Consider the following 16,285-nt stretch of genomic DNA (forward strand, 5'->3'; position numbering starts at 1 on the left):
TAATTAGATTTTTATGGCCTTTTACCAAGCTCTCGTACAAATAGCTAAACTGCATCAGTTGAAGTACTTATCCGGAAACAAGGCAATTTCTGTACAATTACAGGACTCTCGCTACGTGTCGCACTTAAATCAAATTGTAGGGAGTGCCAGATTTTTGTTATAATTATATATTTGTCTAAACAAATACCCGACTCTATGTGCTAACTATTATTAACGCTTAAATAGAATTTGAACAATAAACATGGAAACATTTATATTCGATGGAAAAGGCGCGACAAATGAGCGATCGCTGGATAGAGTGGGCACAACAGTTGCAGGCAATTGCCCAAAATGGATTGACGTATAACGAAAATCCGTTTGATATTGAGCGTTACCAACAGATTCGTCAAATTGCGGTTGATATCATAGCGGCTCATTCTGACATGGAGCCTAGCTATATCTTGGATTTATTTAACCGTGAAATAGGTTATGCGACTCCAAAGGTAGATGTGCGGGCTGCTGTCTTTGACGACAATAAGATCCTGTTGGTGCAAGAAAGAGAAGATGGTTGCTGGACATTACCCGGTGGATGGGCAGATGTAGGTGACTCGCCCAGCGAGGCGATCGTCCGAGAAGTTTATGAAGAATCAGGATACCACGTCCGAGCGGTCAAATTGCTTGCTATTTATGATAGAAATCATCCTCGGCATGGTCATCCACCCCTAGTCCACCATGTCTACAAGCTGTTTTTCCAATGCGAATTGATAGGTGGAACACCGACAAAAAGTTTTGAGACAGAAGGTATTGCTTTTTTTGACGAACTCGATCTGCCGAAGTTGTCATTAACTCGCGTTGTACCGTCTCAGATTGCTCGATTATTTGAGCATTACCGCAATCCAACTTGGCAAACAGATTTTGATTAGTGATATCGTGTCCGGTTGCATCGGTAGTGTAAGAATGATGCTCAAGATTATCTGTGGGAATCTGGGGTTAAATTTTTACCGCAGATGAAGACAGATAAACGCAGATGAACGCAGATAAGAACTTAGTAGAGTAGGGTGGGTATTGCCCACCCTACCAACTTATCTAATTACACCAGAATGACCCTGGATTTCTCCGATAGGTTCAAATCGACCGCCTAAGTGTTTGGCGAGAAATTCTTCGGCAATAGCATAGAAGTGCAGGCGATTTTCCGGTCGTGCGAAACCGTGTCCTTCATCGGGATAAAGGACGTATTCCACTGGCAAATTTGCCTTTTGCATGGCTTCGACAATTTGGTCGCTTTCTGCTTGCTTGACTCGTGGGTCGTTGGCACCTTGACCGATCAGCAAAGGTTTCTTGATGCGATCGATAAAAAATAAAGGCGATCGCGACTTCAAAAACTCTTCTTCCGTCTCCAAGTTGCCGATGCGATGGTACATCGATGCTTTCAACGGTTCCCAATAAGGCGGGATACTTTGTAACAGGGTAATCAAATTACTCGGCCCCACAATATCCACACCGCAAGCAAACACATCGGGCGTAAAAGTCAATGCCACTAAAGTAGCATAACCGCCATAAGAACCGCCCATGATGGCAATCTTTTCTCGGTCGGAAATGCCTTTTTCCACCAGCCAATTTACTGCATCAATTAAATCGTCGTGCATTTTGGCTGCCCATTCGCGATTGGCAGCATTGAGGAAATCTTTTCCGTAGCCGGTGGAACCGCGAAAATTCACTTGCAGTACCGCATAACCCCGGTTAGCCAACCATTGCGCCTCCGGATCGTAACCCCAAGTATCTCGCGCCCAAGGGCCACCGTGAACTAACAGCACGGTCGGAACCCCCCCTCTGTCCCCACCGTCCACAGGGGGGATGAAGGAGGGAGTTGTTAAGTAACCGTGGATAGTCAAACCATCTCGCGCTTGGTAAGAAATGGGTTCCATTGCTGCTAGCTGCAACCCTTCTAATTTGGGTTGATTGCTAAACAGAAATGTGCTGGTTTTGCGATCGCGATTGTAAGCGTAGTAGTAAACCGGGCCGTCGTCGGTCATGTAAACTACCAGCCAGTTTTGGTCGGCTAAATCGCGGCTGCTTATCCCAAATTCTCCGGGACGAACTTTGGCGATCGCTTCAAAATCTTCCGCAATACTTTGGTCTAAAATCTGCCATTCTTGCTTGTCTTTGTAGAAGGCAATTGCCTGAATTACTCGCGTGATCGGCTGAATCATCACTCCGCCGAGATCGTATTGCGGGTCTTCGGCGATGACGGTTTCCTGACGGGTGGCGAGGTCGAGGGCCAAAAGGCGATCGGCGTTGGCGTCGTGATTGCCTTCGATGTAGAGTGTTTTGCCATCAGCCGAGAAGGTGACTGGCCCGCCTTGTTCATCTGGCCCCCAGTGGCGCAGAATGTCCCACTCTTTGTCTGCCGTTTCCCGGAAAAGCAGGTCGGAACCGCCATCGGGTGTGCTGGCGACGGCGGCGCGTACCTGAAATTGGGCGTCGGATGTCCAACTGACGATGTTACCTGGGTTGTCGGTATCGAATTCCACCGCGCCGTTTTTGAGGTTGATGCGGTAAACGTCGAATTTTTGGGGGTTGTTCAGGTTTAGGGCTACTAGCACTTCGTCTGGAAACTTGGGGTCAAGTCCTATCGGTTGGGCTTTCACGCCTTGGAATGGAGTTAAGTCGCGGACAATGTTGGACTGGATGTTGACTGAGTAGAGGTGAAAGTTCTCGTCGCCGTCCGCGTCTTGCATATACATGAGTTGGTCGGCGTTGTAAGTCCAGAAGAAAATCCGGATACCGCGCTTTTTGTCGGCGGTTAGTTGGCGATCGTCCTCCTGTCCCACCGTTCGCAGCCAAACTTGCAAAACATTCTTGTCATCGGGAGCGATGTATGCTAAATACTTGCCATCGGGCGAAAGTCTGGGACTGCTGCGTTCGGGGTTGCCGAAGAGAATTTCGCGAGGAATTAATGGCGGCTGGTTGGTAGCGGTGCGATCGACTGTTGCAGTTTGCATGGTTCCTTCTTTGTGGTGCAGGCGTCTCGCCTGTTTTGTGTGCTTAACTTCCCTATTCTCACTTTGCACGCGGCGATGGAAACTCGTCTAGTGAGGGGAACCGATCGGATGATGGGGTCAAACCGATTTTGGATTTTGGATTTTGGATTTTGGATTGGCTATGCAATCGGACGGGTGTTTCCAAATTCGGAAAAGTTTTTTGATGATTCCCCTTAAAATGGTAGGCTTGAAACTTCTTTTTTTCGGTCAATTATGAATCAAATGTCCTTGTTTAACAATCGAGTCGGCGTTTTAGCTACTATGCACAAAAAAGAGCGAGTTATCGCTCCCATCCTGGCAAAAGAGTTAGGAATTCAGGTGATTTTGCCGCCGAATTTTGATACGGATGTATTCGGCACGTTTACAAGAGAAGTGAAACGGATGGGCAGCCAAATTGAGGCGGCTCGGTTCAAAGCCGAAAAAGCGATCGCGATCTCTGGGGAAACTCTGGCCTTTGCCAGTGAAGGTTCGTTTGGCCCTCACCCGCTCATTCCCTATCTCTCAGCTAATAGAGAAATTGTCTTGTTATTAGATAAAGCAAACAATATAGAAATTGTTGGTGAAGCGTTTTCAACTGAAACTAACCATAACCATCAGCGCGTTTCCAGTTGGGAAGAAGCTGATGAATTCGCCCAAAAAGTTGGTTTTCCCGAACACGCTCTGATTGTTATAATTGGCGATGCTCAGTCAGGAAAAGGCGAAATTATCAAAGGTATTACTGCGTCAGCAGAACTTGTTGATGCTGTAAAGATGGGCATCAAGAAATCGGCGGACGGCAAAGTACATATTGAGACAGATATGCGGGCGATGTATAACCCGACGAGGATGAAAAATATAGAGAAAGCAACGCTCGATTTGATAATAAAAATCAATCAAACTTGTCCGGAGTGTGCTTGGCCTGGATTTGACGCGATCGCCAGTAAAAAGGGATTGCCTTGCGAACTTTGTCATCTCCCTACTCATCTAACTCTAGCGGTAATTTATCAATGCAAAAAATGCGGTCATACTGTGGAACAAATTTTCCCCAATGGGCAAGAAACCGCCGACCCCTCTCAATGTCAATACTGCAATCCCTAATGGAAAGCGTCCCGTACCCATCAAAAATTTTTTCTGTTGTTTGGTTATCGAAAAGGCAGTCAGTAGTTTACACTTAAACCATTCGTCATTGTCAAAAATTCAAGGTTAGCTTATGAAGATGGACAGCACCACCAACAAGTCATTAACCAAGTCTCTGACTGGTTTGTTTCTGGGCATTTTAGCTGGGTCGGGAGTGTATGTTTCGCTATTGCCACAACCCAGTTTGGCACAGATAGAGGATGGCGAACCGGCGCTAAATTTGCGGCCAAATGCGCGACCGAGAAATAATCCCCTCCTTCCGGGATCTGAAGCTGGAGATTACGAAGTTAAAGGAGATCAGTTACAACGATGCTCTTCGCAAGCAAATAGCGACAAGAAAAATTGCACTAGCCTCATTTCTGGGTACGGACAGATAGTTAGTTTCGGTACTCAACTTTATAACCAAGGAAATCTTAGCAGTGCGGAATCGATATTTCGACAGTTGACACAATCGCGTCCTAAAGAGGCAACGCCTTACTATAAGTTAGGGGTAGTTCTCGATCGCCAAGGCAGAATAGATGAGGCAATTAGTTCATACCGCAAAGCAATTGAAATAAATGCCAAACACGCTCTGGCGCGTAACTCTTTGGGGGTGGCTTTAGCTAGGCAAGGTCAGATAGACGATGCGATCGGTGAGTGGCAACAAGCTGTACAAATTAATCCGGAATATGCAGATGCTTGGACTAATTTGGGAATAGCTATGTTGCAGCAAGGAAAAGAAGCGGATGCGGTAGCAAATTTTAAGAAGGCAAAGGAGTTATATCTAAAGCAACGGGAATTTCAAAAAGTTAAACAAGTTGATGAATTGTTGCAACGAGTCAATTCGCAATCAACTTAAAATGTGGAATTGACTGCAAGCTCTGCCAAACGGGAGAGCGATCGCGTCGCTTTTTTAGTATCTTGACAGCGCTTTCACAATACATTCTGCTGGTATGACAAATAAATAGTTTGTATGCAAAACCGAACATTGTTGGGAGACTTCTGCTACCGCAGGATAAATTCCTTGTTCTAGTCTTTGGATGGCTTCCTTTGCTACTGGTTGATACTGCATCAGCCAGGGATTTTTTGTGATGTGTTCCGGCGTAAATGCTAAGTCGGCTACCAGCCAAAAGTCTATGCCATACTTTTGGATAAAGTTTTTTACTTCCTCTGTATCCAGGGTGTATTGTGCGTTAATTAGGTCAATCGCTCGCTGGCGTATCTGCGCGTAATATTTTGTATGGTAAGGTAGGGAATATTCCGATCCTACTAAAATGGAGCGTTTGCTAAAGGTGGGGATAAAATTTGCTTCCCCCTCCAAAGAAGCGATCGTAATATCTTTCGGTTGCGCTTTAAAAAACTCGTACATAGTCTGCGAACTACCTGTTTTGTACGCAGTGGCAGGAAAGTTTTTCAAAAAGTGGGGATGCAGGAGCAATGCAGCTGCGATCGCACCAGTTATCCACAGTTGCCAAGGCTTTTCTGTTTGATTTTGTTTGGCAGTAATAAAAGAATTTAAAACTGCATCCAGCATTAATGTGAGTGCGAGTCCACCTGCGATCGCCAACACAATTCGCAGAGTATGTTCGCTATAGCGACTCGGACAATAAAGTTTAAATAGCAGCAGATGCGCGGCGACAAACATCATCAGGGATGCCAAAATAACTTGAGGTAAAATTTTCAAGTTATTTTTAAAGTGGTTAATTAAGGGAAAGCGAGATGGCAATCGCAATAAAATTGGCAAAGCAAATCCTACTAGAATTGCTTGCGGCTTCAACCAAGGTAATAAACCGCTATCTTTACCGTTCAACCAAAACAGGAAAAAATTGCTGTGAAAAAACTTCGATCGTCCTTTCGGTAAAAACTCTGGTAAAGTTCTAGCGACACTTCCTGTAACGGTTGGCCCATATTTTGCTGATGTCAATACCGATGGCAATATTGATAGGAAAGCTACTCCTAAAGCTAAAGTAAAAAATACATAATCTTTGCGATTTCCGGAAAGACGAGGTAATCCTTTTTCCCAATCCAACAAGCGCAGGAATAAGACGAGAAGCGAAACCAATACTACTAAAGGGTAAAACAACCCTTGCAGCGCAATTGTTACCAAACAAGCTAGTTGCGATCGCCGCAACAAATAGTACAAAAATGCTGTGAAAAGCGGATACAAAAACGCTCTCGGTGTCGCCGAAACTAAATCATCTTTCATCCACAAACTTTGATTCAACAACAACGTAGAAAGAAATCCCGCTACTGGCAAAGGTAAAATCTGCATACATACGCCAAAAAGGTATGCTGTTGTTATCAATCCCAGTACCATTGGCAAAAGTTTACTCAACAGCAAAGCCGGAATACCGAGACGTGCCATTAACCAAAAGAGCGCGAGATATCCGGTGGGTGTAACTGATTGATAATAGTCAGCGATTAAATCATTAGATAGCAATTCCGGATCGGTGAAACGCTGCAAAAAGAACACATACTGCCGTGCATCATCCTGGACGACATATTCGCCAACCAAGCCTTTTTGCAGTCCTTGAAAGGCGTAAATTGCGGCAAAAATTAAGCTCAAAGTCAACCAAAAAATTATCTTATTTTTGGATGGTTTGGCAATCGGGTCGATTAAAAATTGGTGCAGGCGTTTGACAAACATAAAAGATTAGTTTGAGTTGGCTTTGAGAAGACAATCTGTTTGTAGCAATACCAAGTCGCGTTCCCGCAAAACAGCACAGCGATCGACAAATTTTGCTAATGCGGGAACTATTCCCTGCTGTAAGTTGGATATCGCTTCTGAAGTTGCAGGCTGATAGAGATTCAGCCACCGCCTATTAGCAGAGTCGATGCGATCGAAATAATCTGGCTGAAAAGCCGAACTCTCCAATAGCCAAAAGTCTACGCCATATTTTTGAATAAATTGTCGCACTCGATCTAGATCGGGATTGTATTGAGCGCTAATTAAATCGATAACTCTTTGGCGAATCTGGCCATAATACTTTGTATGGAAAGGGAGCGAATATTCCCTAGCTACTAAAATTGGCCGTTTGGCAAAAGTCGGCAGGTTATTCGCTTCTAAAGATATGGAAGCTATTACACTATCTTTCGGTTGTTGTTGCAGATATTGATATAGTGCTGTTGTTTCACCGACTACATATCCCGGTCTGGGAAAAAATCTTAAAGTATGGGGATAAATTATTAGCGCGAAAAATATCAAAAAGCTGAATAGTATAGGAAATAAAAGGAGTTTTTTATTGAGCCGAATCCGGGGAGATTGAGGAGGAGTTTTTGGCCGATCATTAAGATAAGCTCGAAAAGCAATATCCAGCAGTGTAATTAATAAGATAGCAGAAGCGATCGCCAACACAATCCGCAAGCTATGTTGCGTGTATCTGCTAGGGCCATAAAGCTTAAACATTAACAGATGTGCGGCGAAAAACATCGCGAAGGATGCTAACACAGTTTCAGTTAAAATTTTAATTTTGTTTGATATCTGACTCGTCAAAGGAAAACGAGCAGAAAATAGCAACACGACTGGTAATAATATGCCTATAAAAAGTTGTGCGGGGCCAACATAAGGGAAAATACCAGTTTCTGGGCCAGCAAACCAAAAGGCCAAGGGATTGTGATTGTAAAAAAAGCTTACCCTCGCACCTACCATAAATTCTGGTACAGATTTGGCTTCTTTAATTGTAATCAAAGGGGCGAATTTTGCGGATGCGATCGCATAAGGTAATAGAGATAAAAAACCTACTCCCAATCCTGTCAAACAAAATAGAAAATCTTTGCGATCGCGTGACAAACTCAGCCGTCCTTTTTGCCAATTCAACAATCGCAGCAGCAATATTCCCATCGAAATAAACGCCATCGGTGCAAAGAACAATCCCTCCAGTGCGATCGCTACCAAACAGGGTAGCAAAGAACCGCGCAACAAGTAATACAAAAACGCCGCAAACAACGGATAAGCGAAAGCTTTTGGAGTTGCAGAAGCTACATCGTTCCTCATCCAAATACTGTGATTCAGCAGCAATGTGGTGAGAAATCCCGCCGCCGGTACCGGCAATATCTCCATTGAAACGCCAAAAACGTAGATTGTTGTTACCAATGCGAGTATCGCTGGTAAAATTTTGCTCAGCAGTAACGGCGCAATCCCTATAATTGCCATCAACCAATAAAAACTAGCAAATCCCGGCGGTGTAATCGATTGATAATACTCAGCCATCAAATCGTTACGCAGCAATTCTGGATCGACAAATCGCTGCATCCAAAATACAAACTGTCGCGCATCGTCCTGGACGACGTATTCGCTGGCAAAGGCTTTTTGGAGAGCTTGAAAAGCGTAAATTGTGGCCAAAGTCAAGCTCAAAGTAAACCAAAATACCGCTGTCGGACTAAATTTTTTGGCAGTAGGAGCGGTAAAAAACTGGTGCAGGCGTGCGATCGACATGATAAAATAACACAACGGGGGTATGATTCTAAAGGTTGGCGACAGGCGCAAATTGGCTGTAACGGTTGTCTATGATAATTTACCTCATCTATGGAATTTTAATCTTAGCCACAGTTAGTCTAAATACTATCGCCATTAAATCGAAAAGGCAAGGTTTGAATTCGTGGTTAACTTGCGGTTTGCCAGCCACAGTCATGGTGGTTTTCTCTTGGCTGGTCTCTTTTTCTAATTTCTGCGGTGATTTTAATAAGTCTTATTACCCTGCCGGCAGGTTAATTATCGAAGACCCATCAAGGTTGTATGAGTGGGGAAAAGGTTTGGGATTTGTGAATATCCCGATAATTGCGGTTTTGTTTACGCCTATTTCTTTTTTTAATAAGCTAACGGCTCAAATTATCATTACTATTTTAGGTTTGGCGGCGATTGTCTGCTCTTGCTATTTAATCTGGAAACTGACGAACGCTTCGGGATGGCGGAAGTTAGCCATAGCGGGACTAATTTTAGTTAATGGCCCTTTATACTACAGTCTCAAGCAGGGAAATTCTACCCATTTCGTCTTATTGCTGTTGATTGCGGCTTTGTTTTGTATGCGGGATAAGCGAGAAGTTTGGGTGGGGATTGTGTTAGCGATCGCATCTTTAATCAAAATACCGCTTTTCCTGTTTGGTATTTATTTCGCGATGCGAGGACGCTGGCGAGTTGTGCTGGGATTTAGCAGCGGATTAGTGGGAATAGTAGCAGCATCAATACTTTTGTTTGGCTTGGATTTACACATAACTTGGTTTGAAAAATGCGTTCTGAGTTTCGCGGGTAAACCGTTAGCCGCGTTTAACGTTCAGTCAGTAGATGGGTTTTTAGCGCGTTTGCTATATGATGTGGATTTAAAAAGTTGGCAACCGCTAGAAGTCGGCATGGAATTTAAAGTTTGGCGCTACTTGTTAATATCAATATTAGTGGGTAGCAGCATCTGGGTTTGCTGGCGATCTAGAAAGCCGATCGCACTCGCAACAGAGTATTTAGAATTTTCGATTGTTCTCTGTCTAGCGCAACTTATCAGTCCGATTTCTTGGACGCACTACTATTTATATTTGCTGCTACCTTTATGTTTGTGGCTGTGCGATCGACTGGCAATTCCTCCCGGACAAAATTGGAATAGTTTAGTTTTGGTAAGTGCAGTTTTGGTGTCGCTACCGGTTATTTTGGTGAAACCGATCGCTCCTATATTTGAAGTGCTGATTTCTCATTACTTTTTGGGTGGGGTGTTGCTGCTGGGAATATTTTTGGCTGCTAGATTTTCTACCGCAGATGAACGCAGATAAACGCAGATGTAGACGATCGCAACTTGGTATCAAACAAGAACGAACATATCTGGAGTAATTGAGCTTGATGACAAACCAGTGAGAGACGCTAACAGTTCGCCAGCGATCTCGATCCGGATAAGAGTGTCCTTTGCTTGAATACCAGTACCCTGGCTAACTGTCAACTGGTCAAATCTTATATTACCAGTTAATCCCAGTAAATCTTGACCGATCTGGAAATCGCTAATAGTGTCTACTCCCCCACTAGAGGTCAGCACAAAAATATCGCGACCCTCACCACCTACAAGCGAATCATTGCCTACCCCACCATTGAGCAGGTCATCACCAGCACCACCCCTGACAGTATCATTTCCCAAGTCTCCAAAAACGGTGTCATTTCCCAAGTCCCCGGAAACTAAGTCATCATCTTTACCGCCGTGGACAACATCATTATCTTTACCGCCATAGACGGTATCGTTTCCTTGATTGCCGTTGAGAAAATCTTCGCCTTGATTGCCATTAATTAGGTCATTACCCTCACCGCCAAAGACAGTATCATTTCCCAAATCACCGAAAAGACTATCATCTCCCAAGTCTCCTAAAACCAGGTCATTATCCTTGCCACCTCGAACAAAATCGTTGCCTTTACCGCCGTAAAGAGTATCGTTTCCCTGATTGCCGTTGAGAAAATCTTCGCCTTGATTGCCATAGAGCAAATCATTACCTTGTCCGCCAAAAAGACTGTCATTTCCTAACTTACCGATTAAAACATCATTGCCTTGACGACCGACGATCGAATCGTTATTGTCAGTACCAATTAGGGTGTCATTGCTGCTTCCCTCAAGCGTGGGTGTCGGTGTTGGCGTGGGTGTCGGTGTTGGCGTTGGCGTGGGTGTTGGCGTTGGCGTGGGTGTTGGCGTTGGCGTGGGTGTCGGTGTTGGCGTTGGCGTGGGTGTCGGTGTTGGCGTTGGCGTGGGTGTCGGTGTTGGCGTGGGTGTTGGGGTTGGCGCTGCTAGTGGTGTCGGTGTTGGAGTGGGATTGGGTGTTGTGGTAACTGCATCTAACTGGATATCGAAGACACCGCCTGCTAGAGGAGGAGGTAGAGGGGGTGACAAATCATCATTGAATGAGCCGATATTGCCGTAGCCTACAATTTCCCAATTAATGATGCTGCCTCCTGCTGGAGATGCTTTAGCGTCGTGAATTGCATCACTTGACCAAGTAAAATTTGTACCAAGGCCACTCCAATCTATGAATTTATCATCTGCTTGTACTCCAACAAGTTTTGTCTCAAAACTGATATAGTTTCCTGGCTTGCCTAGTTGCAAAGTTCCAAGAGGTTGTGTAGGCGCATCAGTAAACAATAATTCGTTGGCGAAAGTATAGTATTTTAGGTCGTCAAGACCTCGCTTCGTATCTTTTCCCCAATAAAATACTTTGTCATCAACTGTAGGATTCTTTGGGGGATTGAAATCCGTATCTGGGTGTAACCAATACGTTTTAGTACCATCCAATTTTGTGAAGACGAAGTAGTTGTTGCTCCCAATTACCGGATCTGCAAAAGGGCTTATGGCAGGCAGTTTGCTAGTAGCCGAGATTGGATTACCGTCAGTATCGAAGACTGGATTTGTCCAGATTTCTGGATTCAAAAAACTTGGAAAGTAAGTGACGTTCTGTACCCAATTGAAGTGGTCAAATCCAAAAGCTTCAGCTACCTTATTTAAGGTAGGAGGGGTTGGAAGTGGAAGTTCTTTTCCTGGCTGAAATTTAGCCCAGATCTTTCTACCCTCACTAGGGTCAATTTCAACATTAACTGATTTGTTTAGAAGCTTAAGGGCATATCCAGGAAAGAACTCTGAGGTATTACCGTTTGGATCTGTCGCAGTTGCCGTAAAAACTGCATCTGCGTTTATTTCTGTAGAGGAAAAGGTTTTGGAAAAACCTTTTATATAGCCATTATCGTTGCTGAGGTTAACATTTCCTGAATGGTCTGTCGTTACATCGATAGAACCGATAAAAATTTGTGCCTGGTATGTTTCAAAATTAAATGGATCGTCTGGTCTAAATGGAGAACCTTGATTATCAGCGAAAAATTCTATTCGGTATGTAGTATTGGGAGCGCCATTAAGGTTTCCTTTGATAGAAATTTCACCGTTGTTCTGCGTGACAGAGGTCAGCACTGGATAATTTTGTAATTGATTAGCACCAGCGTCCCCATCCCCAAAATCATTGCGAGTAAAGCCATTGTTGTTTAAGTCAATCCCCGCTCCTTCATTTTGAAAGATTGAGTTGCCTAAAATGGCGTTACCTTGAGTGTTAATAAATCCCGTGTCAATGGCTACTCCAGCTTTGTTGTTATAAGCAATGGTGTTGCCTGTTCCTGCTTCTTTACCACCAATCAAGTTATCGCTAGTCAAGGCATCTATTAATATGCCATGTCCGGAGTTGCCTAAAGATTGCTTGCTATCACTACTTATGCCAATTTTATTGCTTTGTATTTGGTTGCCTGTTGACTTTCCAGTCAAAATTTCTACGCCGTTCTCCTGATTACCAGAAATAATATTATCTTTAATTTTGTTATTGGCAGAAAGATTTACAGTCACGCCATTGAAAACGTTGCCCAATGCTTTTGTGCCGCTGGTATCCGTGCCGATTTTATTCTTCTCAATTACATTACCGCCGTTACCTTCTAACCGAATTCCATCGCCGCTGAATCGATTGATGGTTAGTCCGCGTATGGTGCTGTTACCACCAGTGATAGTTAGCCCATGCGTATTGTCACCTGCATTACTACCGTCTATCTCAATGCCTGGTTGCGTTATTGCATCAATAATAACTGCATCAGTAATAGTTGGCAGGGCAGATTGCGGTTGAATTGTCAGCGCCCCGGTGGGAATATCGAATGTAATTGTATCTTTGCTAGACTTGGCGTTAGCAAATTGAATTGCCGCTCTAAAAGTAGTTTGTAATCCTGGTGTTGCTAGGTCAACATCAGCAACTCCGTCATTTGGGTTTGCATCAGCCTCATCGCCTGTTGAATTGACTACTAATATTCCCCCTAACTTTAGGTTCTCAATGTAGCCAGAGCCCGGTTGATTGGTTGGTACAAAAATGCCATTTTCGTTCTCAATCATCGAATAAAAATTTAAAATTGTCAGGTCATCAGCTTTGTTCGCTTTCCCATCTTTGTTAAGGTCTACTATGAGTGAGGAGTCTTCTTGCACTGCACCAGTAGTACCTGCTGCCAATCCCCAGGAAATGGTAACTTCTGGAGAGCCTTCACCTTGTTCGTAGATGGTAAGTGCATCATTAGTGCCATCCCAATCATTAATAATGCTGCCAGCAGGGTTATTAAATAGTTTATAAGTATCATTTCCATAGCCACCTTGGAGGATATAAGGATTGATATTATTCTTATCACCGACACCCGATAGGCTAAGAGTGTCATCACCCTTATCACCACCCTCATCACCTATGAGTGTATCTTTGCCACCCCCACCTTCGAGATAGTCGTTTCCTAAACTACCGCTAAGATAGTCACTGCCTTCCCCACCCCATAGAGAATCACTATCCCATCCGCCCCAAAGGATGTCATTACCCTCTTCGCCCCATAAGGAATTACTGCCCGATGAGACAGAGATCGTGTCATGGCCTGCGCCACCCCATAGCAGGTTGCTACTGGAAGACTCCATAAGAGCAATACCGGCGATGGGTTCGTCAGAAAGTCTATCATCTCCGTTTCCACCCCAAAGGGTATCATTGCCATCCTGACCTTTGAGGGTATCATCGCCCTCTTCACCTCGAAGTTCGTCATCGCCGTACTCTCCTTCGAGGTAGTCATTACCAATACCGCCATAAAGCCGATCGTCGCTATATCCAACCAAATAATCGTAGTTATTAGAACGTCCTCCCTTTAAAATGTCATCACCGTCCCCGCCTTGGATAACATCATCACCGTACCCACCTTCGAGGTAGTCATTGCCAGAACCGCCATCAAGTAAGTCATTGCCCATTGGTCTAACAGTGCTGTCCCCGCCGACGATGCCGCCGCCAAAGTATGGTTCACTATCTCCCAGTAGCGTGTCATTGCCATCGCCACCATCAAGGGTATCGTCCCTATTTCCACCATCGAGGTAGTCATTACCGGCTTCACCTGATAGGTAATCATTGCCGTCTCCACCTTCGATACAGTCGTCACCAATTCCGCCTACGAGGTTATCTGGATCGTTGGTTCCCTTGATGTATGCCATAATTTATCCTTTTTAAAATTGCCTAAATTTTCAGGAAAGATTTACAAAAATTCCAACCGAAGTCTTTACTTTTGTAATAGTTTCTACAGATCGACGAAAAGTAGGAGGCTTTTGTCAGCTTTCGAGATTTCTTGTGGATAAAAAGTGTCTTCTGATATAACAACTAACAGCCTTTGGGGTTTGACTTTTTAGCCGATGGGCGATCGCACTTCGCCATCACTACTAGAACAAGAGCGTCGCCTGTATTGTTGATGAACGCAGCAGGGTAGATTATAAGAAGCGATCGCCCTTTTCCTACTAAGTAATTAAGAATTTTCAATGGTAAACTAGGGTTGCTTCTTACTAGCACCTCTATTTTTAACTTTACTCAATGTCTTCAGAATCCCATCTTTTTTGCGCTACATCTAAGTAAAGAGAATTGGCAATTTCCAAATTATCTTTAGCAAGTTTAGGAGTAATAAAGTCTATTGCATTTAACGACCCAATTCTTGGCGAAGAAGATCGAAAATTTAATGCGTTAAACACCGGCCAAGGTCTTGCTGCTATTTGCAATAATTTAAAGAATGGAGTTATATTTTGCGCGTCGATCAACTTAAAAATCTGCCCTGTTTCCGCTCTAACAGCAAATTTTGCTCGAGCATTACCTAAGCTTATTCCCTGTAATGTTACATCTCCTTCAGCCGATAATTCAATTTTAGATTGGGATGAGTTAGAAATCATAATTGTTGCATTGGGACTACGAATTAATTGAGTAATAACTACCCATCCTGATTTCCAATTGCCGTCTTGGTAGGCTTGACGAATGTCTTTTTCGAGTTTAACCAAGTCGTCAATAAATGGCTCGAAACTCTCTTCTGCCTGAATTATGAAAGCCCCTTCTTTGCTGAATTCAATTCCTATTCCTGCTTGACCTTGTGGGATATTGGGTAAGTTTGGGTTTAATTGACCAGCAACTTTAATCACCCTAGACACCCCTGATTCGGAAACGTACTCAATTTTAGTAGAATCGTGGTCTGGGGATTCTTTAAATGAAATTCCCAAGTTTTCGAGTGATGTTACCTTATTAAAAAGATTCCCCGTTAAAAAACCTACATCTCCTAGCTGAAATTTTGTACTTGGTAGCCAAGCAGCATAGTAGTTGTTAAGCTGCTTCTTGATTCCGTTGACGTAAACTTCTTGTGGTGTTCCCATGTTTTTTACCTTTATGATGGGGAGAATTTTTATTTTCTGTCTCGCTCGATCGTCTTTTCTTTATCCAACTGACACAAGAGCGAAACCAAATTCAGTAGACCGAACATACCAATCTTTTTCAACTGACACAAGGGCGATCGCTATCTATTATTCCAAATAACAAAGACGCGATCTCACCTACCCATCTCTGCTGACCTAACAACAAATGCAAGTTTGCTTCAAGTGAACAAACTACTAAGAGCGTATTCTTGTAATTGTCCATTGATTGTCATATCCAGCATCACCACCGCCAGGATTACATCGATAAACTTCGACTGGTGCCCCAGCCCAATGATCGTCTACTCCTACGACTCCTAAGCACAGACCAGTAACCCTATTTCTGATGTGACTATATCCATTTCCTAAACTCTTAATTGTCCATTGATTGTCATTCCCAGCATCACCACCACCGGGGTTACAGTGGTAAACCTCAACCCTTACCCCAGGCCCATGACCATCTACTCCTAGTACTCCTAAGCACAGACCAGAAACCTTATTTATGATGTGACTGTATCCATTTCCTAAATCTTTAATTGTCCATTGATTGTCATTCCCAGCATCACCACCACCGGGGTTACAGTGGTAAACCTCAACCCTTGCTCCAGGCCCATGACCATCTACTCCTACGACTCCTAAACAGAGATTGGAAACTCTGTTTTTTAGAAAGAAACGTGATTGCCTCTGTGCTTGAGCCTCGACTCTGGATAGTGAAAAGGCTAAAAAAGCAATCGAAATTAAACTAAGTAGAATTTTTACTTGTCTTTGCATAATTAAAATCATGTCAGGCAAACCTACCGTGAATCAGTAATAACTCGGATGCGGCAATCGCGTCTGTGATAAAAAGTTATAAATAGTTATATCCTGGATGCAAATTCCAGCAAATATTTAGGTATAATTGCTACCATCTTAGATTTGGGTACGCGAGCTTGTAAGTTGTAACAGCAAGTTAAAATTGTT

10 protein-coding genes are annotated in these 16,285 nt (G+C 43.7%); 4 read left to right on the top strand and 6 right to left on the bottom strand.

The window, feature by feature from the left end:
• Positions 1–260: 260 nt before the first annotated feature.
• Entirely contained in the window at positions 261–902 is a 642-nt protein-coding gene (locus ACE1CD_RS05835) for an NUDIX hydrolase (protein ID WP_374798873.1), read from the top strand.
• A 159-nt stretch (positions 903–1,061) separates the two neighbouring features.
• Here ACE1CD_RS05835 and ACE1CD_RS05840 read toward each other — a convergent pair whose 3' ends face one another.
• A complete protein-coding gene (locus ACE1CD_RS05840) occupies positions 1,062–2,981 on the bottom strand; it encodes an alpha/beta fold hydrolase (protein ID WP_374822292.1) in 1,920 nt (639 codons plus the stop codon).
• Positions 2,982–3,233: 252 nt separating this feature from the next.
• Here ACE1CD_RS05840 and ACE1CD_RS05845 point away from each other — a divergent pair, with 252 nt between their 5' ends.
• A complete protein-coding gene (locus ACE1CD_RS05845) occupies positions 3,234–4,097 on the top strand; it encodes a DUF6671 family protein (protein WP_374822295.1) in 864 nt (287 codons plus the stop codon).
• Positions 4,098–4,209: 112 nt separating this feature from the next.
• Entirely contained in the window at positions 4,210–4,974 is a 765-nt protein-coding gene (locus ACE1CD_RS05850; protein ID WP_374822298.1) for a tetratricopeptide repeat protein, read from the top strand.
• 54 nt (positions 4,975–5,028) lie between these two features.
• On the opposite strand, the gene ACE1CD_RS05855 is transcribed toward ACE1CD_RS05850, so the two are convergent.
• Complete coding sequence (locus ACE1CD_RS05855) at positions 5,029–6,762, bottom strand: hypothetical protein (protein ID WP_374822301.1); 1,734 nt, start codon at positions 6,760–6,762, stop codon at positions 5,029–5,031.
• Positions 6,763–6,768: 6 nt separating this feature from the next.
• Complete coding sequence (locus ACE1CD_RS05860; protein WP_374822304.1) at positions 6,769–8,550, bottom strand: hypothetical protein; 1,782 nt, start codon at positions 8,548–8,550, stop codon at positions 6,769–6,771.
• Positions 8,551–8,621: 71 nt separating this feature from the next.
• On the opposite strand from ACE1CD_RS05860, the gene ACE1CD_RS05865 reads away from it, so the two are divergent.
• Entirely contained in the window at positions 8,622–9,869 is a 1,248-nt protein-coding gene (locus ACE1CD_RS05865; RefSeq protein WP_374822307.1) for a glycosyltransferase family 87 protein, read from the top strand.
• A 29-nt stretch (positions 9,870–9,898) separates the two neighbouring features.
• Here ACE1CD_RS05865 and ACE1CD_RS05870 read toward each other — a convergent pair whose 3' ends face one another.
• The 3 genes from ACE1CD_RS05870 to ACE1CD_RS05880 all read right to left on the bottom strand — a co-directional run bounded on the left by ACE1CD_RS05870 (position 9,899) and on the right by ACE1CD_RS05880 (position 16,108).
• Entirely contained in the window at positions 9,899–14,098 is a 4,200-nt protein-coding gene (locus tag ACE1CD_RS05870) for a right-handed parallel beta-helix repeat-containing protein (RefSeq protein WP_374822310.1), read from the bottom strand.
• Positions 14,099–14,461: 363 nt separating this feature from the next.
• Positions 14,462–15,289, bottom strand: a complete 828-nt coding sequence (locus ACE1CD_RS05875; RefSeq protein WP_374822313.1) for a hypothetical protein — start codon at positions 15,287–15,289, stop codon at positions 14,462–14,464.
• Between the two features lie 234 nt (positions 15,290–15,523).
• Positions 15,524–16,108, bottom strand: coding sequence for an RICIN domain-containing protein (locus ACE1CD_RS05880; protein ID WP_374822453.1), 585 nt, complete (start codon positions 16,106–16,108; stop codon positions 15,524–15,526).
• Positions 16,109–16,285 lie beyond the last annotated feature (177 nt).

This window comes from Aerosakkonema sp. BLCC-F183 (assembly GCF_041929145.1).
Classification (GTDB): Bacteria; Cyanobacteriota; Cyanobacteriia; order Cyanobacteriales; family Aerosakkonemataceae; genus Aerosakkonema.

Excerpts from the sequence above, each read along its gene's own strand:
- ACE1CD_RS05835 (WP_374798873.1), top strand. The coding sequence starts at position 261 with ATGGAAAAGGCGCGACAAATGAGCGATCGCTGGATAGAGTGGGCACAA.
- ACE1CD_RS05840 (WP_374822292.1), bottom strand. The coding sequence starts at position 2,981 with ATGCAAACTGCAACAGTCGATCGCACCGCTACCAACCAGCCGCCATTA.
- ACE1CD_RS05845 (WP_374822295.1), top strand. The coding sequence starts at position 3,234 with ATGAATCAAATGTCCTTGTTTAACAATCGAGTCGGCGTTTTAGCTACT.
- ACE1CD_RS05850 (WP_374822298.1), top strand. The coding sequence starts at position 4,210 with ATGAAGATGGACAGCACCACCAACAAGTCATTAACCAAGTCTCTGACT.
- ACE1CD_RS05855 (WP_374822301.1), bottom strand. The coding sequence starts at position 6,762 with ATGTTTGTCAAACGCCTGCACCAATTTTTAATCGACCCGATTGCCAAA.
- ACE1CD_RS05860 (WP_374822304.1), bottom strand. The coding sequence starts at position 8,550 with ATGTCGATCGCACGCCTGCACCAGTTTTTTACCGCTCCTACTGCCAAA.
- ACE1CD_RS05865 (WP_374822307.1), top strand. The coding sequence starts at position 8,622 with ATGATAATTTACCTCATCTATGGAATTTTAATCTTAGCCACAGTTAGT.
- ACE1CD_RS05870 (WP_374822310.1), bottom strand. The coding sequence starts at position 14,098 with ATGGCATACATCAAGGGAACCAACGATCCAGATAACCTCGTAGGCGGA.
- ACE1CD_RS05875 (WP_374822313.1), bottom strand. The coding sequence starts at position 15,289 with ATGGGAACACCACAAGAAGTTTACGTCAACGGAATCAAGAAGCAGCTT.
- ACE1CD_RS05880 (WP_374822453.1), bottom strand. The coding sequence starts at position 16,108 with ATGATTTTAATTATGCAAAGACAAGTAAAAATTCTACTTAGTTTAATT.